Source organism: Agrobacterium sp. OT33 (assembly GCF_017313365.1).
Taxonomy (GTDB): domain Bacteria; phylum Pseudomonadota; class Alphaproteobacteria; order Rhizobiales; family Rhizobiaceae; genus Agrobacterium; species Agrobacterium rhizogenes_A.
On record NZ_JAFLMZ010000004.1, the window covers coordinates 431,627 to 458,149 of the forward strand.

At 61.0% G+C, this 26,523-nt stretch carries 25 protein-coding genes; 13 read left to right on the forward strand and 12 right to left on the reverse strand.

Going from position 1 to position 26,523, the window contains the following annotated elements:
• Window positions 1–44 precede the first annotated feature (44 nt).
• The 8 genes from mce to JZX88_RS12480 form a co-directional block, all read right to left on the reverse strand.
• On the reverse strand, window positions 45–461 hold the full coding sequence (gene mce, locus JZX88_RS12445; RefSeq protein WP_065118003.1) for a methylmalonyl-CoA epimerase: 417 nt from the start codon (window positions 459–461) through the stop codon (window positions 45–47).
• 13 nt (window positions 462–474) lie between these two features.
• Window positions 475–2,616, reverse strand: a complete 2,142-nt coding sequence (gene scpA / locus JZX88_RS12450; RefSeq protein ID WP_206913774.1) for a methylmalonyl-CoA mutase — start codon at window positions 2,614–2,616, stop codon at window positions 475–477.
• 133 nt (window positions 2,617–2,749) lie between these two features.
• Entirely contained in the window at window positions 2,750–4,753 is a 2,004-nt protein-coding gene (locus JZX88_RS12455; protein ID WP_206913775.1) for an acetyl/propionyl/methylcrotonyl-CoA carboxylase subunit alpha, read from the reverse strand.
• 4 nt (window positions 4,754–4,757) lie between these two features.
• Window positions 4,758–5,159: a hypothetical protein gene (locus JZX88_RS12460; RefSeq protein ID WP_174034007.1), complete on the reverse strand. Its 402-nt coding sequence runs from the start codon at window positions 5,157–5,159 to the stop codon at window positions 4,758–4,760.
• 35 nt (window positions 5,160–5,194) lie between these two features.
• Window positions 5,195–5,755 (reverse strand): RNA 2'-phosphotransferase, encoded by a 561-nt coding sequence (locus JZX88_RS12465; RefSeq protein WP_110757704.1) that lies wholly within the window; start codon window positions 5,753–5,755, stop codon window positions 5,195–5,197.
• A 35-nt stretch (window positions 5,756–5,790) separates the two neighbouring features.
• Window positions 5,791–6,168 (reverse strand): hypothetical protein, encoded by a 378-nt coding sequence (locus JZX88_RS12470; RefSeq protein WP_003520841.1) that lies wholly within the window; start codon window positions 6,166–6,168, stop codon window positions 5,791–5,793.
• 103 nt (window positions 6,169–6,271) lie between these two features.
• Window positions 6,272–7,168, reverse strand: a complete 897-nt coding sequence (gene yghU / locus JZX88_RS12475) for a glutathione-dependent disulfide-bond oxidoreductase (protein WP_206913776.1) — start codon at window positions 7,166–7,168, stop codon at window positions 6,272–6,274.
• Window positions 7,169–7,270: 102 nt separating this feature from the next.
• Window positions 7,271–8,803 carry an acyl-CoA carboxylase subunit beta gene (locus JZX88_RS12480; protein ID WP_206913777.1) on the reverse strand — a complete coding sequence of 511 codons (1,533 nt, stop codon included), beginning with the start codon at window positions 8,801–8,803 and terminating at the stop codon, window positions 7,271–7,273.
• A gap of 118 nt (window positions 8,804–8,921) precedes the next feature.
• On the opposite strand from JZX88_RS12480, the gene JZX88_RS12485 reads away from it, so the two are divergent.
• Complete coding sequence (locus tag JZX88_RS12485) at window positions 8,922–10,340, forward strand: short-chain fatty acyl-CoA regulator family protein (RefSeq protein WP_206913778.1); 1,419 nt, start codon at window positions 8,922–8,924, stop codon at window positions 10,338–10,340.
• On the opposite strand, the gene JZX88_RS12490 is transcribed toward JZX88_RS12485, so the two are convergent.
• A complete protein-coding gene (locus JZX88_RS12490; RefSeq protein WP_206913779.1) occupies window positions 10,341–10,988 on the reverse strand; it encodes a DNA-3-methyladenine glycosylase in 648 nt (215 codons plus the stop codon).
• A 54-nt stretch (window positions 10,989–11,042) separates the two neighbouring features.
• On the opposite strand from JZX88_RS12490, the gene gluQRS reads away from it, so the two are divergent.
• The gene (gene gluQRS, locus JZX88_RS12495; protein ID WP_206913780.1) at window positions 11,043–11,942 is read left to right on the forward strand and encodes a tRNA glutamyl-Q(34) synthetase GluQRS; all 900 of its coding nucleotides are present in this window, start codon (window positions 11,043–11,045) and stop codon (window positions 11,940–11,942) included.
• Here gluQRS and JZX88_RS12500 read toward each other — a convergent pair.
• On the reverse strand, window positions 11,910–12,827 hold the full coding sequence (locus tag JZX88_RS12500) for a YihY/virulence factor BrkB family protein (RefSeq protein ID WP_065118118.1): 918 nt from the start codon (window positions 12,825–12,827) through the stop codon (window positions 11,910–11,912). The genes gluQRS and JZX88_RS12500 overlap by 33 nt on opposite strands.
• 179 nt (window positions 12,828–13,006) lie before the next feature.
• On the opposite strand from JZX88_RS12500, the gene JZX88_RS12505 reads away from it, so the two are divergent.
• The 7 genes from JZX88_RS12505 (at window position 13,007) to JZX88_RS12535 (ending at window position 18,341) form a co-directional block, all read left to right on the forward strand.
• Complete coding sequence (locus JZX88_RS12505; RefSeq protein WP_174031519.1) at window positions 13,007–13,840, forward strand: SDR family oxidoreductase; 834 nt, start codon at window positions 13,007–13,009, stop codon at window positions 13,838–13,840.
• A 17-nt stretch (window positions 13,841–13,857) separates the two neighbouring features.
• Window positions 13,858–14,055: a twin transmembrane helix small protein gene (locus JZX88_RS12510; protein WP_046799819.1), complete on the forward strand. Its 198-nt coding sequence runs from the start codon at window positions 13,858–13,860 to the stop codon at window positions 14,053–14,055.
• A gap of 1 nt (window position 14,056) precedes the next feature.
• Window positions 14,057–14,650, forward strand: coding sequence for a cob(I)yrinic acid a,c-diamide adenosyltransferase (locus JZX88_RS12515; protein WP_142856158.1), 594 nt, complete (start codon window positions 14,057–14,059; stop codon window positions 14,648–14,650).
• A 35-nt stretch (window positions 14,651–14,685) separates the two neighbouring features.
• Window positions 14,686–15,459, forward strand: a complete 774-nt coding sequence (locus JZX88_RS12520) for a rhomboid family intramembrane serine protease (RefSeq protein ID WP_206913781.1) — start codon at window positions 14,686–14,688, stop codon at window positions 15,457–15,459.
• A gap of 183 nt (window positions 15,460–15,642) precedes the next feature.
• On the forward strand, window positions 15,643–16,389 hold the full coding sequence (locus JZX88_RS12525; RefSeq protein WP_035222604.1) for an electron transfer flavoprotein subunit beta/FixA family protein: 747 nt from the start codon (window positions 15,643–15,645) through the stop codon (window positions 16,387–16,389).
• Window positions 16,390–16,414: 25 nt separating this feature from the next.
• Window positions 16,415–17,344 carry an electron transfer flavoprotein subunit alpha/FixB family protein gene (locus JZX88_RS12530; RefSeq protein WP_206913782.1) on the forward strand — a complete coding sequence of 310 codons (930 nt, stop codon included), beginning with the start codon at window positions 16,415–16,417 and terminating at the stop codon, window positions 17,342–17,344.
• Window positions 17,345–17,459: 115 nt separating this feature from the next.
• On the forward strand, window positions 17,460–18,341 hold the full coding sequence (locus tag JZX88_RS12535; protein ID WP_065117991.1) for a 3-hydroxybutyryl-CoA dehydrogenase: 882 nt from the start codon (window positions 17,460–17,462) through the stop codon (window positions 18,339–18,341).
• Window positions 18,342–18,378: 37 nt separating this feature from the next.
• Here the strand turns inward: JZX88_RS12535 and JZX88_RS12540 are convergent, their stop codons facing one another.
• Complete coding sequence (locus JZX88_RS12540; protein WP_206913783.1) at window positions 18,379–19,626, reverse strand: MgtC/SapB family protein; 1,248 nt, start codon at window positions 19,624–19,626, stop codon at window positions 18,379–18,381.
• A gap of 136 nt (window positions 19,627–19,762) precedes the next feature.
• A complete protein-coding gene (locus JZX88_RS12545; protein WP_065117989.1) occupies window positions 19,763–20,431 on the reverse strand; it encodes a TlpA disulfide reductase family protein in 669 nt (222 codons plus the stop codon).
• A 24-nt stretch (window positions 20,432–20,455) separates the two neighbouring features.
• Here JZX88_RS12545 and argH point away from each other — a divergent pair, with 24 nt between their 5' ends.
• The 4 genes from argH (at window position 20,456) to JZX88_RS12565 (ending at window position 26,460) form a co-directional block, all read left to right on the forward strand.
• Window positions 20,456–21,856: an argininosuccinate lyase gene (argH, locus tag JZX88_RS12550; protein ID WP_174031525.1), complete on the forward strand. Its 1,401-nt coding sequence runs from the start codon at window positions 20,456–20,458 to the stop codon at window positions 21,854–21,856.
• Window positions 21,857–22,079: 223 nt separating this feature from the next.
• A complete protein-coding gene (locus tag JZX88_RS12555) occupies window positions 22,080–22,283 on the forward strand; it encodes a lipoprotein (protein WP_003497438.1) in 204 nt (67 codons plus the stop codon).
• Window positions 22,284–22,296: 13 nt separating this feature from the next.
• The gene (gene lysA / locus JZX88_RS12560; RefSeq protein ID WP_110757683.1) at window positions 22,297–23,565 is read left to right on the forward strand and encodes a diaminopimelate decarboxylase; all 1,269 of its coding nucleotides are present in this window, start codon (window positions 22,297–22,299) and stop codon (window positions 23,563–23,565) included.
• A gap of 177 nt (window positions 23,566–23,742) precedes the next feature.
• Window positions 23,743–26,460 (forward strand): TIGR02302 family protein, encoded by a 2,718-nt coding sequence (locus tag JZX88_RS12565; protein ID WP_206913784.1) that lies wholly within the window; start codon window positions 23,743–23,745, stop codon window positions 26,458–26,460.
• Window positions 26,461–26,523 lie beyond the last annotated feature (63 nt).

The window sequence follows — 26,523 nt, forward strand, 5'->3', positions numbered from 1 at the left end:
ACCGGGGTCCACTTTTCCTGGAAATGCTCTAGGAGATTTATGTTTCAGCCATATGTCTGAGAAACCTGCTCAAGCTCATAGAGCACGCCGCCCATATCCTTCGGATGCAGGAAAAGAACGGGATTGCCATGCGCGCCGATCTTCGGCTCGCCATCACCCAGAATTCGGACGCCTTTTTTGACGAGATCGTCGCGGGCCGCGACAATGTCAGGCACTTCAAAGCAGAGATGGTGCGTGCCGCCGCCCGGATTTCTCTCGAGAAACGCGGCTATCGGCGAATTTTCGCCGAGCGGATAAAGAAGCTCGATCTTGGTGTTGTCAGCCTGAATGAACACCACCGTCACGCCGTGGTCGGGTAGCGATTGCGGTTCCGAGACATTTGCGCCCAACGCCCTGTAACGGGCAACGGCGGCATCGAGATCGGGCACCGCGATGGCGACGTGATTTAGTCTTCCGAACATGGCCGTCTTTCCCTCACGCGTTCCGCCGGATGCCTTCCAGCAGGTCGAGCACCTTGTTGGCGGCATCCATGACATTGGTGCCGGGGCCGAAGATTGCCGAGACCCCGTGGTCGAGCAGGAACTGATAATCCTGCCGCGGAATGACGCCGCCGACCACGACGATGATGTCTTCCGCGCCCTTCTGTTTCAGCGCCTCGACCAGCTGCGGCGCCAGCGTCTTGTGACCCGCGGCGAGCGACGACATGCCAACCACATGCACCTTGTTCTGAACAGCGAGATCGGCCGCTTCCGCCGGTGTCTGAAACAGTGGGCCGGCCAGCACATCGAAACCGATATCACCGAAGGCAGACGCAATGACCTTCGCGCCGCGATCATGCCCATCCTGCCCGAGCTTGGCGACCATGATGCGCGGCTTGGTGCCGATCCTCTCAGCAACACCGGAAAGCCGGGCGGCAAGCGTGGCAAGTTCCGGCTCATCCTTGTAAGCCTCGCCGTAAATATCGCTTACCACCTCCGGCACGGCGGCATGATCGCCGAAGGCCGCACGCAGCGCATCGGAGATCTCTCCCACCGTGGCGCGGGCGCGGGCGGCGACAACGGCGGCTTCGAGAATATTGCCCTTGCCGCTGCGGGCGACTCCGGAAAGTGCTGCCAAAGCGGCGGTCACGTCCTTGCCATCGCGGCGGCGGCGCGTCTCTTCGATGCGGCGGATCTGCGCGGCCCGCACGGCGGCGTTGTCGATATCGAGAACATCGATATCCTCTTCATTTTCGAGACGGTAACGGTTGACGCCGACGATGACTTCCTCACCCTTGTCCACCGCCGCCTGGCGGCGTGTCGCCGCCTCCTCGATCAATCGTTTCGGCAGGCCTTCCGCCACGGCTTTTGTCATGCCGCCCAGCGCCTCCACCTCCTCGATCAACACCCACGCCTTCTCAGCCAGCTCATCGGTCAGGCTTTCGACATAATAAGAGCCAGCCAGCGGGTCGACGACCTTCGTAACGCCGGTTTCATGCTGGAGGATAAGTTGGGTATTGCGGGCGATGCGGGCGGAAAACTCCGTCGGCAGGGCAATCGCCTCATCGAAGGAATTGGTGTGCAGCGACTGCGTACCGCCCAGCACGGCGGACATGGCCTCGAAAGCGGTGCGGACGATATTGTTATAGGGGTCCTGCTCCTGCAGCGAGACACCCGAGGTCTGGCAATGGGTGCGCAGCATCAGCGACGAGGCTTTATGCGGCTTGAACTCCTCCATGATGCGCGACCAGAGCAGGCGCGCGGCGCGAAGCTTGGCAGCCTCCATGAAGAAATTCATGCCTATGGCGAAAAAGAACGACAGGCGGCCGGCGAAGTCATCGACATTAAGCCCCTTGGCCAATGCCGCCCGCACATATTCGCGGCCATCCGCCAGCGTGAAGGCCAGTTCCTGCACCAGCGTCGCGCCCGCTTCCTGCATGTGATAGCCGGATATGGAGATGGAGTTGAATTTCGGCATCTCCTTCGCCGTATATTCGATGATGTCGGCAATGATCCGCATCGAGGGTTCAGGCGGATAGATATAGGTATTGCGGACCATGAACTCCTTGAGGATATCGTTCTGGATGGTGCCGGAAAGGGCGGCGCGGGACACGCCCTGCTCTTCCCCCGCAACGATGAAACTGGCGAGCACGGGAATGACAGCACCGTTCATGGTCATCGACACCGAGACTTTTTCGAGCGGAATGCCATCGAACAGGATTTTCATGTCCTCGACGCTATCGATCGCCACGCCCGCCTTGCCGACATCGCCCTCCACACGCGGATGATCGCTGTCATAACCGCGATGGGTGGCGAGATCGAAGGCAACCGAAACACCCTGCTGACCGGCGGCCAGCGCCTTGCGGTAAAAGGCGTTGGAGGCTTCGGCCGTGGAAAAACCGGCATATTGGCGAATGGTCCAGGGCCGCCCGGCATACATGGTGGCACGCGGGCCGCGCGTGAAAGGCGCAAAGCCCGGCAGGCTGTCGAGATGGGAAATCTTCTGAAGATCGTCAGCGGTATAGAGCGGCTTGACCTCGATACCTTCGGGCGTGTGCCAGACGAGCGTTTCCGGTGAACGCTTCAGCTCTTTTTCGGCAAGCTGCAGCCAATCCCGCACCGTTTTTTCACCCGACATGCATCTCTCCCCTTCTGCATTTCATTTTAGCACTGTGGCGGGTGATCGTGACGAAAATCGAACGATCCGCCCGCAGGTCCGACCCCGTAAACCGCTCCGGCCCACATGCGTTCCGGAAAAACGGCAGCGGCCGTCACTCGAATTCGAGGATGACTTCATCCACCGCGAGGCTGTCGCCCGGTTTTGCCGCCACTCTGGCAACGCGGCCGCGTTTTTCCGCACGCAGGATGTTTTCCATCTTCATGGCTTCCACAGTCGCCAGCGCCTGCCCGGCCTCCACCTCATCGCCCTCACCCACGGAAATACCGGTAATGACGCCCGGCATCGGGCAAAGCAGCAGTTTCGATGTATCCGGCGGCAGTTTTTCCGGCATCAGCAACGCCAGTTCCGCCACGCGCGGGCTGCGCACATGGGCACGAATATCCATGCCGCGCCAGCGCAGGCGGATCGCAGCACCTGCAAGATCGACCTTGGCGGCGATAACCTCATCCGCCACCGTGAACAGGCCGAGGCTCTGGCCGGGAAGCCAGCCGGTATCGACGGTGAGCGCCGCCCCGTCTTCAAAACGGACCGCCGTACCATCCGCCCCGGTTTCAACGGCGACCCTGTGGCGGGATGCGCCTGATGACACCACCCAGTCCTGACCGACGATGCGGCGGTGATTGCCGATGGTGCCGGAAATTTCGACCGCGCGGCTCTGCAGCCGCTGATGGATGATGGCGGCGATGGCGGAAAGCTGGCGCGCCGCGGCCTCATCCGGTTCCACGCCGGAAAACCCTTCCGGAAATTCTTCCGCGATAAAGCCCGTCGTCAGGCGGCCGGCGCGGAAACGCTCGTGCCGCATGACGGCCGACAGGAAAGGCAGATTGTGGCCGATGCCCTCTACCTCGAAGCGATCCAGCGCCTGCCCCATGGCATCGATGGCGGTTTCACGATCCTTGCCCAGAGCGCACAGCTTGGCGATCATCGGATCGTAATACATCGAGATTTCGCCGCCTTCGAAGACGCCGCTATCATTGCGGATTACGGTGCCGTTTTCCTGCGCACCTTCCTGCGGCGGGCGATATCGCGTCAGCCGGCCGATGGAGGGCAGGAAGTTGCGATAGGGATCTTCAGCATAAAGTCGGCTTTCGATCGCCCAGCCGTTCAGCTTCACATCCGCCTGCCCGAAGGAGAGCTTTTCTCCTGATGCCACACGGATCATCTGTTCGACCAGATCGATGCCGGTGATGAGTTCCGTCACCGGATGCTCCACCTGCAGGCGGGTGTTCATTTCCAGAAAGTAGAAATTCCTCTCGCCATCGACGATGAATTCCACAGTGCCGGCCGAATGGTAACCGACCGCTCTCGCCAGCGCCACAGCCTGCTCGCCCATGGCTTTGCGGGTGGCTTCATCCAGAAAGGGCGATGGCGCTTCCTCGATGACTTTCTGGTTACGGCGCTGGATCGAGCATTCGCGCTCACCCAGATAAAGTGTGTTGCCGTGCTTGTCGCCCAGCACCTGAATTTCAATGTGGCGCGGCTGGGTGACGAATTTTTCGATGAAGATGCGGTCGTCGCCAAAGGAGGATTTCGCCTCGTTTTTCGAGGACTGGAAACCCTCACGCGCCTCGGCATCGTTGAAGGCGATGCGCATGCCCTTGCCGCCGCCGCCGGCGGACGCCTTGATCATGACGGGATAACCGATCTGCGAGGCGATCCTCACCGCCTCATCCGCATCCTCGATCAATCCCATATGGCCGGGAACGGTGGAAACGCCCGCTTTCGCGGCCAGTTTCTTGGAGGTGATCTTGTCACCCATGGCCTTGATGGCGCCAACAGGCGGGCCGATGAAGACGACGCCCGCCTTTTCCAGCGCCTCGGCGAAGGCGGCATTTTCCGACAGGAAGCCGTAACCGGGATGGACAGCATCCGCCCCGGTCTTCGCGATTGCCTCCAGAATTTTATCGATGACGATATAGGACTGCGACGAGGGGGCCGGGCCGATATGAACGGCCTCATCCGCTTGTCTCACATGCAGCGCATTGGCATCCGCATCCGAATAGACCGCGACAGTGGCGATGCCCATCTTCTTCGCGGTCTTGATGACCCGGCAGGCGATCTCGCCACGATTGGCGATGAGGATTTTCTTGATCATGCGGTTATTCTCCCCTCGCATCGTCATCATCGTCGCGGAATTTCTTTTCATAGGGCATCATCAGGATTGCCGAGGCGGTGGCGGCGGCACCGAACAGGGATGCGATGGGCATGACGACCAGCAATACCGGCACGAGCGGATTTGCGGCGCGGCCGATGCGCGCGCCAAGGCCACCGATATCGAGAAGGATCAGTCCCGCACCGACGCAGATGCCGATCAAAACACCGATTGCCGCATTGAGCGCCATGAATCGCAGCATCTGGCGGTGATCGTGCCGTGCAGCCTCCGGCGTCATCCTGGGTTTGAGGTTGCGGGTGCCGGGCGCTTTACGGGCGCCGCCGCTACGCCGCTGCCCTAGCCAGCGATGCAGCCAATCCATATCGATCTGAAATATGCCGACACCCATTTTGCCTCCCTCCTCCATTCCCAAACGTCAGCCCGTCACCCATCGCTCTCCGCTGAGGAAACCTCGAACTCAGCCAGATAGGAAAAGGGCACGGCGTCCGTCAGCCAAACACCGTTATCGGCTCGGTAGAAACTGTAACCATCCGCAAACATCCGGCCGGCATCGACAATCAGGACCACGGGCTTTCCATGCCGCTGTCCGACGGCAATCGCAGTCTTCCGGTCAGCCGAAAGATGAACCTGTTGCCTTTCCCCCGGGCGCAAGCCTTCCCGCAGGATGGGTTCGAGGAAACGGGTCGCCGTACCGTGATACAATTGTGGCGGCGGCTCGACCGGCGGCTGGCCAAGATCGACCTTCACGGAATGCCCCTGCGCCGCCCGGATGCGGCGGCCGTCTTCCGACAGTGTGAAGCGCTTCTTGTCGCTTTCTGCGACGACCGAAAAAAGGCCTGCCTCATCGAGCGGCGTGCCGCTCGCATTCGCCTTTGCCAACAGATCTGCGACATCCGCCCAACCCTGAGCATCAAGTGTCAGGCCGATACTTTCAGGCGCATGGCGCAGAACGTAGCTCAGAAATTTGCTGGTCGCTGTCGACATCGAATTTCATTCCCCGTTGGCGGATGACAGCACACTCAAATCTCGAAAAAATTCTCGAAGGATTCCGGGAAGTTCTGCCGCGCGACGCGCTCGTCAATCACCAGCATCGCCTGATAGGAAAGCGGATCGAAATTCTTCTCCGCCGGCACCACCTCGCGGCCGAACAGCAGGTTGAGGCGGGCGGCGTCGAGATTGCCGCGCTCGAAAGGCTCGGCACCGAAATGGTGCCAGAGCGAGTGCAGGAAGGCGGCATCGATGCGATGCTCCTTGGTGTCGTTGCGCGCCCGGCGGGGTATCATCTTGATAGGTGTTACCCCTTTGGGGTTGGCGCGGCGGATGGTGAACTGGACGCCCGTACTCGGCATGCCGGAGGGGAATCCCTTGTGTTTGGTCATTTCGGGCAGGTTCGCCATCTCTAGTCCTTCCAGAACATTTCCAGTAAAAGCTGCCTTGCTTTTACGTCCGGAAATGCGTCAATTCAAATAGTTAGAGCGCTTTTGGCGCTCTAATCTTTCCTTATGCCCTGCCGATCTTATCCTGCGTCTTCGTCTCGAAGTCGGAGGCATCGTGGCGTTCATGCAATTGTTCGGACGGATCGCCCGAGGTCTTGTTGACGATCACGCCGCGCTTGACCGCCGGGCGTTCGCCGATTTCGAGCGTCCAGCGCATGACGTGTCTGTAGCCATCGGCTTCAAGGAAAGCACCGGCATCGCCATAGGCCTGACCGAGCGCGATCTTTCCATACCACGGCCAGACGGCCATGTCGGCGATGGTATATTCCGAACCCGCGAGATAGCGGTTCTCAGCCAGATGCCGGTCCAGCACGTCAAGCTGGCGTTTGACTTCCATGGCGTAACGGTCGATGGCGTATTTGATCTTCACCGGCGCATAGGCATAAAAATGGCCGAAACCGCCGCCGAGGAAGGGGGCGGAGCCCATCTGCCAGAACAGCCAGTTCAGCGCCTGCGTGCGGGCATTGCCCTCTTTCGGCAGGAAAGCGCCGAATTTTTCCGCGAGATAAACGAGGATCGAACCGCTTTCGAAAACGCGCGTCGGCTCAGGCGTCGAATGATCCATCAGCGCCGGGATCTTGGAATTCGGATTGACGCCAACGAAGCCGGAACCGAACTGGTCGCCTTCGCCGATCCTGATCAGCCAGGCATCATAGTCGGCGCCCTTGTGGCCGGCGGCCAGCAATTCTTCCAGCATGATGGTGACCTTCTGACCATTCGGCGTCGCCAGCGAATAAAGCTGCAGCGGATGTTTGCCGACCGGCAGTTCCTTTTCATGGGTGGGACCGGCAATCGGGCGATTGATATTGGCGAACTGGCCGCCATTGCCCTTGTCCCAGGTCCAGACCTTGGGCACTTCATATCCGGCGGGGAAATTATCTGCGGAGGAATTTTCGGCCATAAAACTCTGTCCTTGTGCGTTTCGGGAGGACATCCGGACATCCGGGCGCCTGAACATCATTATAGTAAGGTGGCCGAAGCATTTTTCCAGCCCCGTAGCGGATCAGAGCGGAATGGTATCGTGTTTCTTCCAGCGGGTTTCGACACTCTTGTTGCGCAGCGAGGCAAACGCGCGGGCGATGCGGCGGCGCGAGGAATGCGGCATGATCACCTCATCGATGAAACCGCGTTCCGCCGCCACGAACGGATTGGCGAAACGCTCCTCATATTCCTTCGTGCGCGCGGCGATCTTCTCGGGATCGGCAAGTTCGGAGCGATAGAGGATTTCCGCCGCACCCTTGGCGCCCATGACCGCGATTTCCGCCGTTGGCCAGGCGTAATTCACATCCGCGCCGATATGTTTCGAGGCCATCACGTCATAAGCGCCGCCATAGGCCTTGCGCGTAATCAGCGTCACCATCGGCACCGTGGCCTCCGAATAGGCGAAGAGAAGTTTCGCGCCGTGCTTGATGACGCCGCCATATTCCTGCGCCGTACCCGGCAGGAAGCCCGGCACATCCACCAGCGTCAGCAGCGGAATGTTGAAGGCATCGCAGAAGCGCACGAAACGGGCGGCCTTGCGCGAACTGTCGATATCGAGGCAGCCGGCCAGCACTATCGGCTGGTTGGCCACAACCCCCACAGTCTGGCCTTCGAGACGAATGAAGCCGGTGATGATGTTGCGGGCAAAGGCCTCCTGCAACTCAAAGAAATCGCCCTCGTCGGCCAGCGCGTGGATCAGTTCCTTCATGTCATAGGGCTTGTTGGAACTGTCGGGGATCAGCGTATCCAGCCGTGCTTCCAGCCGCGCCGGATCGTCGTGGAACGGGCGCACCGGCGGCTTTTCGCGATTGTTGAGCGGCAGGAAATCGAACAGCAGCCGCACATGTTCCAGCGTTTCGATGTCGTTCTCGTAAGCGCCATCGGCGACAGAGGATTTTTTCGTATGGGTGGAGGCCCCGCCAAGTTCTTCGGCCGTGACGATTTCGTTCGTTACCGTCTTCACCACATCCGGCCCGGTGACGAACATGTAGGAGGTGTCGCGCACCATGAAGATGAAATCTGTCATGGCGGGCGAATAAACGGCACCGCCGGCACATGGCCCCATGATGACGGAGATTTGCGGCACGACGCCGGAGGCGACGACATTGCGCTTGAAGACGTCAGCATAACCGCCAAGCGAGGCGACACCCTCCTGAATGCGCGCGCCGCCGCTGTCGTTGAGACCGATCACCGGCGCGCCGTTGCGCACCGCCATATCCATGATCTTGCAGATCTTCTGGGCATGGGTTTCCGAGAGCGAGCCCCCGAGCACGGTGAAATCCTGGGAAAACACATAGACCTGCCGGCCATTGATGGTGCCCCAGCCGGTAACGACGCCATCGCCGGCGATCTTCTGGCTCGCCATACCGAAATCCACCGCCCGGTGGGTGACATACATGTCGTATTCCTCGAAGGAACCTTCATCCAAAAGCACGTCGATACGCTCGCGCGCCGTCAGCTTGCCCTTGCCATGCTGCGCCTCGATGCGCTTGACGCCACCGCCGAGCCGCGCCTCAGCGCGCCGTGTTTCCAACTGCTCCAGAATGCCGGGCATGTTTCCTCCATGCGTTGTGCCACGATCAATAGCCCAGAAAACATTCGCCAAGAAGCCTTGATCGTGCGCGTATGCGTGCCATAAATATTTGCAATGTTTAATTTTGCAAAGTTGCAACATGGCGACGGAAAAACTCTTCATCGGCCGCAAGGTTCGCGGCCTTCGCGAAAATGCCCGCGCCACGCAGGCGCAATTTGCCGAACGGATCGGCATCTCCGCAAGTTACCTGAACCAGATCGAGAACAACCAGCGTCCGGTTTCGGCCAGTGTTCTGGTGACGCTGGTGGAGAAATTTCAGCTGGACATGGCGGAACTGGCGACCGGCGAAAACGACCGGCTGGTTTCCGCCGTGCGAGAGGCGCTGAAAGACCCGTTGTTCCTGAATTACGAACCGGGGCTTCAGGAGTTGAAGTTGATTGCCCAGAACGCGCCGGGTTTTGCACATGCCCTGCTGCGCGCCCATCAGGCCTATCGCCAGAACAGCGAGCAGCTGGTGCAGCTGGATGACCGGCTGGGCCGCGGCACCGCGCAGGTGGAAAGAACCCCCTATGAGGAGGTACGTGACTTCTTCCACTTCGTCGACAATTACGTCGCCGAGATCGATCTTCTGGCCGAGGAGCTGGCGGAAGAACTGGAGATAGAGGGCGGCGAGACCTATGGCATTCTGGCGGCGCATCTGCGCAACCGTTACGGCATCCACATCACCCGAACCGAGGCGGCGGGTGGGCTGATCCGGCACTACGATCCTGCCGGCAAAACCCTCGCCCTCAGCTCCTACATGGCCGCGCCGACCCGCTGTTTTCAGCTGGCGTTGCAGATCGCCCAGCTTCACGCCGGCGCTTCGGTAGACAGGCTGCTGGCCGGCGCCGGTTTCCGCAATGCCGAAGCCGCCGAAATCTGTCGTATCGGGCTGCACAATTATTTCGCCGCAGCCCTCATCCTGCCCTATGGGCAATTTCACCGGGCGGCGCAGGAGCTGCGCCATGATCTCGAGCTTCTGGCCGTGCGTTTCGGCGCGAGCCTTGAACAGGTGGCGCATAGGCTCAGCACGCTGCAACGGCCGGGCATGAAGGGCGTGCCGATCTTTTTTGCCAAGATCGACCGCGCCGGCAACATCACCAAACGCCACAGCGCCACGCGGCTGCAATTTGCCCGTTTCGGCGCGGCCTGTCCGCTGTGGAATATCCATCAGGCTTTCGAGAGTTCCGACAGGATCGTGCGGCAACTCGCCGAAACGCCCGACGGTGTGCGCTATCTTTCCATCGCCACCCAGATCGAAAAGGCCGGCGCCGGTTTCAATACGGAAAGACCGCGTTATGCCATCGCGCTTGGCTGCGAAATTTCCCATGCGCAGAATTTCGTTTATGCCGATACGCTCGATCTCGGCAATGCGGCCTCCTTCAAACCTATCGGCATTTCCTGTCGGGTCTGCGAAAGGGTGGATTGTGTGCAGCGCGCCGTGCCGCCGCTGAAACGCAAGCTGCATTTCGATCATCTTTCGCGCGGAGCCCTGCCCTACAGTATCGCCGATTTTTAATCAGGGCAGAGGCACCATGGCGCGCCGCATGATATTGGCATAATAACCCCAGAAAAGCCGGGCGGCCACGGAGCGCCACGGCGACCAGAGTGTCGCCCGCTCCGCCAGCCATTTCGCTTCCGGCCTCACTTCCAGATCAAGCGCATGCGCCACTGCCGATCTCAGCGCCACATCGCCGACCGGAAAAATATCCGGATGTCCGCCGCAGAACATCAGATAGACCTCCGCCGTCCATGGGCCGATACCACGAAGCGCGACCAATTCGGAAAGGGCAGTTCCCGGCTCCTTGCGCACTACCCCGTCCAGATCGACCTGCCCTTCCGTGACGGCACGCGCCAGCCCTTCCAGCGTCGTTGCCTTGGCACGGGAAAGGCCAAAAGTGGCGCGCAGCTCGTCGGGTGCGGCGAGATAATTTTCCGCCGTGACCACGCCGCCAGTGCCGGCAAGTATACGCGCCCATATGGCATTGGCGCTGGCGCGCGACACCATCTGCGAGACGACGATATGGGCAAGGCCGGAAAAGCCGGGCTCATGAATGCGCAGTTCCAGCGGGCCGGCTTTTTCGATGACGAGGCTGAGCGCAGGATCGAGGCGGGCAAGATGCTCCAGCCCTTCGTTGATATCATCCATTCTGGTAATGATTTTCATCTTCGCATTCCGTATCCGCCCCACACGCAGCCGGCTGGCGGGGTGCTTTAAAACATGGCAGAAGAAACCATGCCTTCGCCTCTCCGTCAAAAACCGGTTTACCGATTTGCGCCAAGCCCTAACGGCCTGTTGCATCTCGGCCATGCGCTTTCCGCCTTCCTGAACCATGATATGGCGCGGGACAATGGCGGCCGCTTTCTGCTGCGTATCGAAGATATCGACCAGACGCGCTGCACACCGGAATTGGAGCAGGCGATCTATGACGATCTCGGCTGGCTGGGGCTCGCCTGGGAAAACCCTGTCCGGCGTCAATCGGATCATTTCGACGCGTATCGCGTGGCGCTGGATAGGCTGATCGACGCGGGCCTTGCCTATCCTGCCTTTCTGAGCCGTGGAGAAACCAAAGCGATCGTCAAAGCCTTCGAGGCCGATGGCGGGCTCTGGCCGCGCGATCCGGATGGCGCGCCGCTTTATCCATCGGTGGACCGCGAAAGGCCCGAGGCGGAACGGGCAATACTCCTCGCCGCCGGTCAGCAACATGCCTGGCGGCTTGATATGGAAAAGGCGATCCGCGCCGCCGGCAGCACCCTGTTCTGGCAGGAGAGCGGCGATGGCGCGACGGGGCAGATCGAGGCCCTGCCCGCGCTTTGGGGCGATGTGGTGCTGTCGCGTTCCGACGCGCCTTCGAGCTATCATCTTTCCGTCGTGGTGGATGATGCGCTGCAGGGCATAACCCATGTGGTGCGCGGCATGGATCTGTTCCACGCAACCGCCATTCACCGGCTGCTGCAACACCTGCTGGACCTGCCACAGCCCATCTATCACCATCACCGGCTGATTTTGGGCGCGGACGGGCGCAAGCTTTCGAAAAGCGAAGGCAGCACCGGGCTTTCCGCCCTTCGCGCTAAAGGCGCGACGCCCTCAGATATCCGCCGGCTTGTCGGCCTCCTCTAGCGCCCGCTCCCGGCGGGCACCGTTGCCGCCTATATTGCGGCGGATGATCTGCCGCACCTTGTATTTCATCAGCGCGGCATTCACCTCCGCACCCAGCATGAAGATGACGCCGACCATATAAAGAAACACCAGAACCACCATGACAGAGGCGAGACCCGCATAGGTCGCGGCATAATTGGCGAAGGTGGAGAGATAATAGGCAAAGATCGCCGCACCGATGACCCAGAAGATCATCGTCAGCAGAATGCCCGGCCAGACATCCCAGATGCGCCTCTTGCCGGCGGGAAGCCACAGATGCGCCGCCACCAGCCCCGCCGTCAGCACAACGATGGTTCCGTATAGACCGAGACTGGAAACGGTGTTCAGCACGTCGGTCATCCACGGAAACCGCTCCTCGGCAAAGGACGTGGCAACCGGCACCGCGACGAGCACGATGCTGATGCCGGTGAAGACCACCACCGCGATCAGCACATAAAGCAGGCTGAGCAGGCGGGTGACATACCACCAGCGTGTCTCGGTGACACGATAGGCGCGGTTCAGTGAAATTCTCAGCGCCTCGACGCCGTTGGAAGCAAAGTAGGCGGCCGCCAGCACCGAAATCGTCAGCAGGCCGCCGCGCGGAATGGTCAGCACCTGCTGCACCTGCGCCGCAAGCGGCCCGGCTATCGCCTCCGGCCAGGTATCGAAAATCAGGTGAACCGCCGTTTCGGAAAACTGGTCAGCGCCCAGAAAACCGGCGAGAGCCGTACCGAAGATCAGGAAGGGAAACAGTGCCAGCAGAATGGAAAGCGCCATATGGCTCGCCATCGCCCAGCCGTCATCCTCGGCGAAATGGGAATAGGCATCGAAGGCAACCTTGCCTGCCAGGCGCACTGCGGCAACCATGTCACCTCCATTCATCGGCATTTCATTTGTAACTTCGAGCCGAATATGGGAAATCAGCTTCGCTTTGTACAGCGCGCAAGGGCGGCTTTCGGTTCCGTGCCGAAAAGGATTTTGCGCAATGCGATTTTCACGGGCCGGTCAACCGGGCCAGAGCAACAGTCGGTTTCCCGGAGCGGCAGATGTCTGAAAAGCCCGTCATCATCATCACCGGATGTTCATCCGGCATCGGCGCCTATTGCGCCGGCGCGCTTCACCGGGACGGCTGGCGGGTCTTCGCCACCGTGCGCCGCATCGCCGACATGGCGGCGCTTGAAAACCAGGGCATCGAAACCCTGATCATGGACTACACCAAGCCTGAAACCATCGCCGCCCTCGTGGACACCGTCGCGGCCCGGACCGGAGGTCGCATCGACGCGCTGTTCAACAACGGCGCCTATGGCCAGCCGGGCGCGGTAGAGGATCTGCCAGTCGACGTATTGCGGGCGCAGTTCGAAACCAATGTCTTTGGCTGGCACGATCTGACGCGGCGGGTCATTCCCTTCATGCGCGCCCGGCGCGCGGGCCGCATCGTGCATTGCTCCTCCATTCTCGGCCTTGTGCCCTACCGGTATCGCGGCGCCTATACCGCGTCGAAATTCGCGATCGAGGGACTGGGCGTCACGCTGCGCATGGAGCTTCAGGGCAGCGGCATCCATGTCAGCCTCATCGAGCCGGGGCCAATCACCTCGAAATTCACGGCGACGGCGCTTGCGCATGTCAAGGAACACATCGATCTCGAAAATTCGGCCCATGCGGCGGAATATAAACGCCAGCTGGCGCGCATGGATGGTTCCGGCCCCGTCAACCGCCACAAGCTTGGCCCCGATGCCGTTTATGCCGTGCTGAAACATGCCCTGACGGCAGCGAAACCGAAACCGCATTATCCGGTGACCGTTCCAGCCAAACAGGGGCTGTTGCTGAAACGGCTCTTGCCTGCCGGACTGTTCTATCGTCTGCTGCGCAGATTCGATTGAGGAGGAGTAACCCCTAAATGTCCGGCTTCACCAGTGTACTGGCCCTTATTGTCATGGGCCTTGTCGTCATCGTACTGATACGCGGCCTCTTCAACATGCTGAAGGGACAGGACGCCAACCGGTCCAACAAGCTGATGCAGCTTCGCCTTCTCCTGCAGGCCATCGCCATCGTGCTGATCATGCTCACCCTCTGGCTCACCGGCGGCGGCCGCTGAGATGGTGAAACTGAACAAGATCTACACCCGCACCGGAGACAAGGGCACGACGGCGCTGGTTTCCGGCCCGCGCCGCCTGAAGCACGATCTTCGCGTCGAGGCCTATGGCACGGTGGACGAGACCAATTCGGCAATCGGCATGGCGCGGCTTCATACGGGCGGGCGTGAAAGTGCCCGTATGGAAAAGCTGGATGCCATGCTCTTCCGCATCCAGAACGATCTTTTCGACCTGGGCGCCGATCTCGCCACGCCTGACGGCGGTGAACCGCTGTCCTATGAGCCGCTGCGCATCGTCGAAAGCCAGGTTACCCGGCTCGAAAACGAAATCGACGAACTCAACGCGACGCTTGAACCGCTGACCTCTTTCGTACTGCCGGGCGGCACCGCGGCAGCGGCCGCTCTGCACATGGCCCGCACGATCTGCCGCCGCGCGGAACGATTGATGGTGGCGCTTTCGGTTACCGAAAACGAGATTGTCAGCCCGGCGGCGATCAAATATGCCAACCGCCTGTCCGACTTCCTGTTCGTGGCCGCCCGTTTTGCCAATGACACGGGCAAGGCCGATATTTTATGGGTCCCCGGCAAGAACCGCTGACAGAGCGTGACAACCGTTCAGACAAAGGGCATTCGATGTTCATACCGCTGCACGACGCGAATTCCCTCAAACATATCCGGTTGCAATATGTCACGATCGGCCTGATCGCGGTCAATGTGCTGGTCTGGCTGTTTACCGGCGTGATCGCCAGCGACACGCAGGCGAATGCGGCAGCGCTCGGCCTCGGCTTCATTCCCGCCGTCGTGTTCGACTACGCCTATCTGGAGCCCGCCCTGCAGGTGGTGCCCGATGACCTCACCGTCATTACCTATGCCTTCCTCCACCTCGATTTCTGGCATCTGGCCGGCAACATGCTGTTTCTCTGGGTCTTCGGTGACAATGTCGAGGACGCGCTCGGTCACTTCCGGTTCCTGATCTTCTATCTTGCCTGCGCCGTTGCCGGGGCATTGCTGCACGGTTTCGTCGCGCCCACCTCGGAGGGGCCGCTGATCGGTGCATCCGGCGCGGTTTCCGGCGTCGTCGCGGCCTATTTCCTGCTGCATCCCAAAGTGCGTGTCTGGGTGCTGGTCTTCATGCGTATTCCGCTGCCCCTTCCGGCCTTCATTCCGCTGGCGCTGTGGATCGGCCAGCAATTCCTGATGCTGGCGCTCGGGCTGGAAGAAAACGTCTCGTGGGGGGCGCATGTGGGCGGCATATTGGCAGGCGCCGTCATGGTGCTTTTCATGCGCAGGCCGGGTGTTCCGCTGTTTGACCGCACCATAGTTCCGCCAAGGGCGGCACAGTTCAAGAATCCGTCGCAAACGGCGGGGTTGTCGCAAATCGAACGGGGCTATGACGGGGGCAGATGAGCCCGCGCGCAAGAGATAGAGTATTTACGTTAACGTCAACGTAAGATATGCCTTACGTGCATGTGATAATGAACATTGCTCCGTTGTATTTGCGGGAAAAATGCTTATCCATGTCGCCAACCTGTTTTTGGAGGTCCGCGCGGTCTATTCACCAAGCGGACAGGAGTTTGAGGAAAGCCGCCGATGAAAATCCTTGTCCCCGTTAAGCGAGTCGTCGATTACAACGTGAAAATCCGTGTGAAATCGGATGGTTCGGGTGTCGAGCTTGCCAATGTGAAGATGTCGATGAACCCGTTCGACGAAATCTCGGTGGAAGAGGCGCTTCGTCTGAAAGAGGCGGGCAAGGCCGAAGAGGTTGTGGTCGTCTCCATCGGCCCGGCCAAGGCGGAAGAAACACTGCGCACGGCACTCGCCATGGGTGCGGATCGCGCCATCCTGATCGAGACCGACGAAACGGTCGAGCCGCTGGCCGTCGCCAAGCTCCTGAAGGGCGTGGCGGAAGCCGAACAGCCCGGTCTCGTCATTGTCGGCAAGCAGGCGATCGATGACGATTCGAACCAGACCGGCCAGATGCTGGCAGCCCTTCTCGGCTGGGGCCAGGGCACCTTCGCCTCGAAGGTCGAGCCTTCCGATGGCAAGGTTGCAGTGACGCGTGAAGTCGATGGCGGCCTGCAGACGGTGGAGCTGAAGCTTCCTGCCGTCGTCACCACCGATCTGCGCCTGAACGAGCCGCGTTATGCTTCGCTGCCGAACATCATGAAAGCCAAGAAGAAGCCGCTCGACAAAAAGGCTCCGGCCGATTTCGGCGTCGACGTTTCGCCGCGCCTCAAGGTGCTGAAGACCGAGGAGCCGGCAGGCCGCAAGGCCGGCATCAAGGTCGGCTCGGTTGCCGAGCTGGTCGAAAAGCTCAAAGCCGACGGCGTCCTCTAAGGTTTCGGAAAAGGGAGATATTCTCATGGCCATTCTTCTTCTGGCAGAACACGACAACGCAACCCTTTCCGACCTGACGGGCAAGACGCTGACGGCGGCAACCCAGATCGGCGGCGATGTCCACGTACTGGTCGCCGGCTCCGGCGCAAAGGGCGCTGCCGATGCGGCTGCGAAACTGTCCGGCGTCTCCAAGGTGCTGCTCGCCGACGACGCATCCTATGCCAATTCGCTGGCAGAACCGCTGGCGGCGCTGATCGTCTCGCTCGCCCCTTCCTATGATGTCATCATTGCGCCAGCCACCGCATCTGCCAAGAACGTGCTGCCGCGTGTGGCAGCGCTTCTCGACGTCGCGCAGGTTTCGGAAATCATCGAGGTTGTCAGCCCGGATACCTTCAAGCGTCCGATCTATGCCGGCAACGCCATCCAGACCGTACAGGCAACCGACGCCAGGAAGGTCATCACCGTGCGCCCGACCGCTTTTGCGGCAGCAACGGAAGGCGGTTCGGCAGCGGTCGAAACCATCGGTGCTGCCGAAAACCCCGGCCTCTCCAGCTTCGTTTCCGATGCGCTGGCATCGTCCGACCGTCCGGAACTGACATCCGCGAAGATCATCATCTCGGGTGGCCGCGCGCTCGGTTCCTCGGAGAAGTTCAAGGAAGTCATCCTTCCCGTTGCCGACAAGCTGGGGGCAGCCGTCGGTGCAAGCCGCGCCGCAGTCGATGCCGGTTATGCGCCGAACGACTGGCAGGTGGGCCAGACCGGCAAGGTGGTGGCGCCGCAGCTTTACATCGCCGCCGGCATTTCGGGCGCCATCCAGCATCTGGCCGGCATGAAGGACTCGAAGGTCATCGTCGCGATCAACAAGGATGAAGAAGCGCCGATCTTCCAGGTTGCCGATTACGGCCTCGTCGCCGATCTGTTCGAGGCTCTGCCCGAACTGCAGAAGGCACTGTGATTTAAGCCGATATCAACGGCGGCGCGTTTTTTGAACGCGCCGCCTTCTCTTTTCCGGCGATATGCGTAACATCGCCGACAATGACGCAGACAAATCCCTGAGAGGAGACCAGCCTATGACCGCGCCCTTTAAAAACATCGGTGTCATCGGAGCCGGTCAGATGGGTTGCGGCATTGCGCATGTCTCGGCTGTCGCGGGCTACAAGGTCCATATCTACGATCTTTCCAAGGAAGGCATCGAGGCCGGCCTTGCGACGATCAACGGCAATCTCGCCCGTCAGGTCACCAACGGCAAGCTCTCGGACGAGGCCCGCAAGCAGGCGCTTGCGCTCATCAGCGGCTCGACCGACGTCAACGATCTGGCGCCCATGGATCTCGTCATCGAGGCCGCGACGGAAAACGAGGAAATCAAACGCAAGATTTATGCGCAGATCTGCCCGGTCCTGAAGCCCGAAGCGCTTCTGGCCACCAACACCTCTTCGCTCTCCATCACCCGGCTTGCATCCGCCACCGACCGTCCCGAGCAGTTCATGGGTATCCACTTCATGAACCCGGTTCCCGTGATGAAGCTGGTGGAACTGGTGCGCGGCATCGCCACCAACGAAAAGACCTTCGATGCGGCCAAGGACTATGTGCGCACCCTGGAAAAGGCGATCACCGTCGCCGAGGATTTCCCGGCTTTCATCGTCAACCGCATCCTGCTGCCGATGATCAACGAGGCGATCTATACGCTTTACGAAGGCGTCGGCTCGGTGGAAGCCATCGACACCGCCATGCGGCTCGGCGCCAACCACCCGATGGGACCGTTGCAGCTTGCCGACTTCATCGGTCTCGACACCTGTTTGTCGATCATGCAGGTGCTGCATGACGGTCTGGCCGACAGCAAATATCGCCCCTGCCCGCTGCTGGTGAAATATGTCGAGGCCGGCTGGCTCGGCCGCAAGTCCGGCCGTGGTTTTTACGACTATCGCGGCGAGACGCCGGTTCCGACGCGCTGACACCGAACCGATATCGTCCCTGCCTTCAGCCGAACTCTCAGGCAATCAGCAGGTAAGCAACCGCTCCGACACCGGCGGCGAGGACGGATACGGCCGTGAGCAACCCGCAATAAACGAGCGTTCCAGAAACGGCGGCGACGAATACACGCCCTGCCGCGTTGGCGGCGAGAGCGGCGAGGATCGCGCTCGCCACGATATCGGGCGAAAGGTTCTGCGCATTGGTTCGCAGTGCGCTAAGGACGGCGACATCGGCATCGAATATGGCCGATAGAGCCGTGAGGGCAATGAAACCACCCGTGCCGATCCAGACGAGAAGAACGGCATTCAGCGTTCGCGTTACGGCAAAGAGCGTGGCGAAGATGGCAAGGGGTGCCATGTCGAACGGGTTTTTTGCGTCGATTTCCTGTCCGGACTGCGTGTCCCGCAGCCCTATCAGGCCGGCGCCGCTCAATCCGAGAACCAGCGCAGCGGCCAGCACCGCCGGGGCGATGAGGGAAAAGGTCGTCAGCGAGAGGGCGAGAACGATAACGAGAACCCGGAGCAGCGATACAGCCGCGGCCAGCGCCGCCACACCGGCCAGAGGCCACACGTTTTCACCGCTTTTCGCCTTCTGCCCGAAGCTGGCGGTTACGGCGGTCGATGAAACGAGCGCGCCAGCCAGCCCGGTCACCAGCAGGCCGCGGGTTGAGCCGAGGAGGCGCACGGCAATATAACCGCAATAGGAAATCGTGGCGCTGAGTACGGTGAACAGCCATATTTCCCAGGGGTTGAAGCCGCCCCACGGATCGATCGCCCGGTTTGGAAGGATCGACAGGCCAACGGCGGTCATTACGGCCAGAACCAGCGCGGAGCGTAGCTCGATCCATGTCAACCGTTTCAGCAGACTGTGGAGAACCTCCCTGCCCGCAAGCAGTGCGGCAAGGGCAGCACCACCAGCCGCCGCCGCCTGATATTGCGCCGTTACCGCAAGCCCGCCGAGGGCAAAGACGCAGAGCGCCGCGACCACACCGGTGACACTGAAATCATCGTCATGGCGCGCCTCGCGCAGCTTGAACCACGAAAAGCTAAATGCGAATCCCAGAAAACCCGCCGCGAAGGCGAAGGCATTGCCCTGCTCATCGGCCAATATGCCGAAGACGCCACCCAGCAGGCCGGCAATGCCATAGGTCCTGATCCCGGCGGTGCGGCTGCCCGCCGGCGCATCGCGCTCCCGCCAGCCACGCTCAAGGCCGACGAGCAGGCCGATGGCGAGGGCAAGACCAAGCCGGGGAATAAGCAACTCCATGTCGGTACCCATTCATGGCGCAAGTCAGGATCATTATACGAAGCGGGCACGGGCTTGTCTGCATCGGTACATCCGCTGGAAAAGCCGGCTTTGAAGGCGGTTGCGGCTCCCAGCCCTCAATATCCAGCCGCCGGCATCATTTTCCAGTCGCGGCTGTCACCAGCGCCCTGGCATCCTCGCTGTCCCACGCCGCCGGGCCGTTCATGGCCGCAAGCAGGCAACCATTCTCATCCATCAGCAGGGTTGCAGGCAGGCCGAAGGCGAGGCCTTCCTTTTTCAGCACGTTGAAAACGCCCATGGAACTGTCGCGATAGGGCTTCAGCGCGTCGATCTTGTATTCATCCATGAAGGCTTTCGGTTTTTCATCCGCACCGACATCGATATTGACGGCAACGACCTCGAAGCCGTCACCGCCCTTTTCCTTCTCCAGCGCGTTCAGGGCCGGCATCTCTTCCCGGCAGGGCACACACCATGTGGCCCACAGGTTGAGAAGAACCGTCTTGCCCTTGAGATCGGCAAGCGTCATGTCCTGTGCCTGCGGCCCCTTGAAGGACAGCGGGATGACCCGTGGCTTGTCCGCCGCCGACATGGCCGCAACCTGGCCCTTCAGAAACGGCTTCAGCGAGGCGATGCGGTTTGCCGCCCCCTCACATAAACCGGCGTCAGCGACCGCTGCCCCTTGAACCGGGCTCTCAGACCCAATATGCCTGAACCAGACCGCGCCCGCGCCGCTTAAGACACCGGCAACGGCAGCAATTGCAACCAACTTGGCGGAAGGAAGCCTGAACGGCCTTTTTTCTGTCATCGAATACTCCAGGGCACTGCGAACATGGCTGACGGCACAGATCAGAAATCCTCCAACCAGATGTGGGGCGGGCGTTTCGCTTCCGGGCCATCTGCCATCATGGAAGAGATAAATGCCTCCATCGGCTTCGACAAGAAGCTTTATGCCCAGGACATCCGCGGCTCTATGGCGCATGCCACCATGCTGGCATCTAAAGGCATTATTTCACCTGATGATAAAGACAAGATCATCGAGGGTCTGAACACGATCCTGTCAGAGATCGAAGCCGGCACCTTCGAATTTTCGCGCAAGCTCGAAGATATTCATATGAACATCGAAGCGCGGCTTGCGACCCTCATCGGCACCGCCGCCGGCCGCCTGCACACCGCCCGCTCGCGCAACGACCAGGTGGCGCTCGATTTCCGCCTGTGGGTGAAGGAAGAACTGCAGAAGACTGAGGGCATGTTGACCGCCCTCATCGCCGCCTTCCTCGACCGCGCTGAAGAAAATGCCGATACCGTGATGCCCGGCTTCACCCATCTGCAAACCGCCCAGCCCGTCACTTTCGGCCATCATTGCATGGCCTATGTGGAAATGTTCGGCCGTGACCGCGCCCGCGTGCGCCACGCCATCGAACATATGGATGAAAGCCCGATCGGCGCGGCCGCACTCGCCGGCACCGGCTATCCCATCGACCGCCACATGACGGCGAAGGCGCTCGGTTTCCGCGAGCCGACCCGCAATTCCATCGACACCGTCTCCGACCGCGATTTCGCGCTGGAATTCCTGTCGATCGCCTCCATCTGCGCCACGCATCTGTCGCGCCTCGCCGAAGAGATCGTCATCTGGTCGACGCCGCAATTCGGCTTCATCCGGCTGTCGGATGCCTTCTCGACTGGCTCCTCGATCATGCCACAGAAGAAGAACCCCGACGCCGCCGAGCTGGTGCGCGCCAAGACCGGCCGTATCAACGGTTCGCTGATCGCCCTCCTGACGGTCATGAAGGGCCTGCCGCTCGCCTATTCCAAGGACATGCAGGAAGACAAGGAACAGGTTTTCGATGCCGCCGAGAGCCTGGAGCTGGCGATTGCCGCCATGACCGGCATGATCCGCGACCTTGAAGTGCGCAAGGACCGCATGCGCGCCGCCGCCGGTTCGGGTTATTCCACCGCCACCGACCTTGCCGACTGGCTGGTGCGCGAGGCGGGCCTGCCCTTCCGCGATGCCCACCATGTGACCGGCAATGCCGTGGCGCTGGCGGAAAAGAAGGGCTGCGACCTCGCCGATCTTTCGCTTGAGGAATTGCAGGCCATCCACCCTGATATCACCAAGGGTGTTTTCGACGTTCTTTCCGTGGAAGCATCGGTCGCCAGCCGCACCAGCTTCGGCGGCACGGCACCTTCCGAAGTGAAGAAGCAGATCGCCTGGTGGCGTGGACGCAACTGATAAGCCGATTTGACGTCGTCACCCCGGACTTGATCCGGGGTCCAGCGCGATCAAGTCTTTGATCGCAGAAGAGTCTTTTCACGTCACAGACGCGCCGTGGCTGGATGCCGGATCAAGTCCGGCATGGCGGAGGAGAGATTTTCGCGCTTTGCCCCAGTCTGAGGGTGCACAAGCGCCCTGTTTTTCGTTATCAGAGAGGCACATATTTCCTTTGGACAGGCTCATGCTTTCAAAAACCGCGCGTAAACTCATCGTTCCCATCGGCATGACACTCGCTGTCAGCCTTGTTCTCAGCGCCTGCGGGCGTAAGGGCGACATCGATCCGCCGAGCACGCCGGTCGAAATGCGCAACAAGCGCAATGCCGACGGAACGGAGACGAAGCCGGCGACGGCGGAGCGCCCGTTCATTCTCGACAAGCTTCTCTGACGGATAAAAGCCTGTGAACCATTTTGGCTATATCGACGGCGTGCTGCACGCCGAAAACGTGCCTGTGCCCGAGATCGCCAAGGCGGTCGGCACGCCATTCTACGTCTATTCGACCGCGACGCTGGAGCGCCATTACAAGGTGTTCTCAGGCGCCTTTGCGGATGTGGACGCCATGGTCTGTTATGCCATGAAGGCCAATTCCAACCAGGCGGTTTTGAAGACGCTGGCAAAGCTCGGCGCGGGCATCGACGTCGTCTCGGGCGGCGAATTGCGCCGCGCGCTCGCAGCCGGCGTTCCGGCAAGCCGCATCATGTTTTCCGGCGTCGGCAAGACGGTGGCGGAGATGGATTATGCGCTGGAAGCCGGCATCTACTGTTTCAACATCGAATCCGAGCCGGAACTGGAAGTCCTCAACCTGCGCGCCGTGAAAATGGGCAAGCGGGCGCATGTCTCCTTCCGCATCAACCCGGATGTGGATGCGCGCACCCACGCCAAGATTTCCACCGGCAAGAAGGAAAACAAGTTCGGCATTTCCTATGAACGCGCCCGCGCGGTCTATGCCCATGCCGCCACCCTGCCCGGCATCGAAGTGACCGGCATCGACATGCATATCGGCAGCCAGATCACCGAATTGCAGCCTTTCGAGGATGCCTTCCGGCTGTTGCGCGAACTCGTGGAAGTGCTGCGCACCGATGGCCACACGATCAGCCATGTCGATATTGGCGGCGGTCTCGGCATTCCCTATCGCGAGGACAATAATCCGCCGCCGCTGCCGGATGCCTATGCCCATATCGTCAAGAACGAGCTGAAGAGCCTCAACTGCAAGATCGTCACCGAGCCCGGCCGCCTGATCGTCGGCAATGCCGGCATTCTGGTGACGGAAGTGATCTATGTGAAGGATGGCGGCGAGAAGACCTTCGTGATCGTCGACGGCGCGATGAATGACCTCATCCGCCCGACGCTTTACGAGGCCTATCACGGCATCCGCCCGGTGGTTCAGCCCGTCGAGGACACACCGCGCATCAAGGCCGATATTGTCGGTCCCGTTTGCGAGACCGGCGATTATCTGGCGCTCGACCGCGAAATGGCGGCACCGCAGCCGGGCGACCTGATCGCCGTCAGTTCCGCCGGGGCTTATGGCGCGGTGCAGGCCGGCACCTATAATTCGCGCCTGCTGGTGCCGGAAGTGCTTGTCAAGGGCGACAAATTCCACGTCATCCGCCCGCGTGGCACCTATGAGGAGCTGATCGCCCTCGATTCGGTTCCCGCCTGGCTCGATTGATCTCACCTGCCACACAGTCGGTCGATCACAATTGAGCGAAGCTGCCTAAAAAATGGGGGTGAGGGTCTGGCTGCCCTCGTCTTCGCCACAAAGAATGTTATCCTTGCCTCCGTGATATGAACAGCGCGCCGTTCCGGGAATGGCGTTCGACGTGGCCAGAACCGGGAGAACGGATTGATGACCACTGCCGGAGAGGACAAGGCTGGCGGAGAGGACAGGACAGGCAGAAAGCGCCCAACCGGCGCATTCGCGCAACGGCCGGACCTTGCCCGCCGGGTTGCCGCCAAGCGCTTCTTCGCGAAAATCGTGCTGCTTTCGGAAAAAATAGCGCCGAAAACGCTGTGGCCTCTCTCCATCGCCGCCGTGTTTCTGGCGCTTGCATGGTTCGGTCTTTACCGGCATATGCCGGATTTCCTCCGGCTCGGCATCGTCTTCGTACTGGTTTTCAGTTTCATCGCCACGCTTCTGCCGATCCTTCGGCTGAAATGGCCGACGGATCACGACGCATCCCGCCTTCTTGAAGATCGCAACGGCCTGGCGCACCAGCCGGTCGGCGTGCAGGAGGACGAGCCGGCCTTCGACACGCCTTTTTCCCGCACACTCTGGAAAGAACACCAGATCCGCATGGCGGAGCGCATCGCCGCGCTCAATGCCGGTCTGCCGAAACCCGACATCGCCCGTTATGACCGTCTGGCGCTGCGCGCCGTTCCGGCACTGCTTCTGGTCACGGCCTTCGGTTTTTCCTATTCGAACGGCGCGGGCACGGTTGCCGATGCCTTCCGCAGCCGGCCAGCCGTCGGTCCGCTCAATCCCGATATCCGTCTCGATGCCTGGGTCACGCCGCCTGCCTATACCGGCCGCGCGCCGATTTTCCTGACCGGACGTGATGCCAGCGGTCGTGACGCGGTTTCCGTGCCACAATCCTCCAGGCTGACGATCCGCATGACCGGCGGCGATGGCGGTGAGGAAGTGACCTTCGAGCCGGAAATGGCCGGCGCATTGCAGAAGCTTGCGCCCGAAGCTGCACGCGCCGACAGCGCCAGCGGCGATGTCGCGGTTCAGACACCAGCACGCTCGACGGATCAACCCATTGCGCCGCGCACTTTCGCGATGGATGTCACCGAAAGCGGCATGATCACCGCCAATGGCGAACAATGGGTGTTCAACGTCATCCCCGACCAGCCGCCCAGCATCGCCTTCGACAACATGCCGCGCCGCGCCGTCAATGGTGCGCTGGAAATCGGCTTCACCGCCAAGGACGATTATGGGCTGAAGGAAGCCCATGCCATCATCGAGCCGCTCGGCGTGGCCGAAGGCGCGACCGCACTTTATCCGCCGCCGGAATTCAAGCTCGACCTGCCGCGGCAGAACAATCGCGAGATCAAGGGCCTGACCAGCCGCAACCTGACCGAACATCCGATGGCGGGAAAACGCGTGCGCATCACGCTGGTGGCAACCGACGGTGCGGGCCAGACCGGCCGCAGCCCCGCGCATGAAATGGTGCTGCCGGGCCGCAACTTCTCCGAACCGCTGGCAGCTTCCATTGCCGAGCAACGGCAGATTTTCTCTCTGGATACGCGCCAGATGCCGAAGGCCATCGCCTATAACGAGGCCGTCGGTCTGCGTCCGGAAGAAACCATTCCCAACACCACGCATTATCTCCTGCTGCAATCGGCGCAGACCCGCATGCGGCTTGCATATAATCAGGAGATGCTGAAGGACACGGCCGATTATCTCTGGGAGATTGCACTCGGTATCGAGGACGGCGATCTCTCGCAGGCGGAAAAACGCCTGCGCGATGCCCAGACCGCGCTTTCGGAAGCGTTGCAACGCAACGCTTCCGACGAGGAAATCGCCAAGCTGATGCAGGAACTGCGGGAAGCCATGCAGCAGTTCATGAGCGAGCTTGCGCAACGCATGCAGAATGCGCCGCAGGCCAACATGAACCAGCAGGCGCAGAACGTATTGCGCCAGCGCGATCTGGAAAACATGATGAACCAGATCGAGAACCTTGCCCGCTCCGGCAACCGCGACGCGGCGCAGGAAATGCTCTCGCAGTTGCAGCGCATGATGAACAATCTGCAGGCCGGCAGGCCGCAGCGCCAGGGCCAGCAGGGGCAGCAGCAGAGCAGCAAGATGCGCCAGCAGATCGACAAGCTGGGCGAAATCCTGCAGCAGCAGCAGAAGCTGATGGACGAAACCTTCAAGCTCGATCAGGCGCTGCGCGACCGTATGCAGCGCGGCGACCCGCAGCAGGGCGGCGAAGGCGACGACCAGCAGATGGGTGAGAACGGCGGGCAGCAGCAACCGCAGGGCCAGCAAGGTCAACAGGGCCAGAACGGTCAGCAGGGCGGACAGCAGCAGACCGACCAGATGACCGCCGAGCAGTTGCGCGAGGCACTGAAAAACCTGCGGGCGCAGCAGGATGCGCTCGGCAAGCAGCTTGGCGAATTGCAGCAGGGCCTTCGTGATCTCGGCATGGAGCCGGGCGAAAACTTCGGCAAGGCACAGCAGGAAATGCAAGGAGCCGGCGAGGCGCTGGGCAAGGGCCAGGGCGAACAGGCCGTCGAAGGTCAGGGCAATGCGCTAAACGCGCTGCGTCAGGGCGCACAGGACATGATGGGCCAGATCATGCAGGCCATGCGCCAGCAGGGCCAGCAGCCCGGACAGGGTCAGGAAGGCATGGCGGGACAGGGCGGGCAGAACGGCCGCGACCCGCTCGGCCGCCCGCGCAGCACCACCGGCCCGGATTTCGGCGATCAGGTGAAGGTGCCTGACGAGATCGACGTGCAGCGCGCCCGCGAAATTCTCGAAGCGATCCGTGAAAAGCTCGGCAACAATCCTCCGGGTGAAGTGGAACGGCGTTATCTCGAGCGGTTGCTGGATATTCGGTGAGGGTTCGCACAGTCGTACTGCGCTTCGATACAGCCTCAAAGCTAAAATTTTCCGTCATGCCGG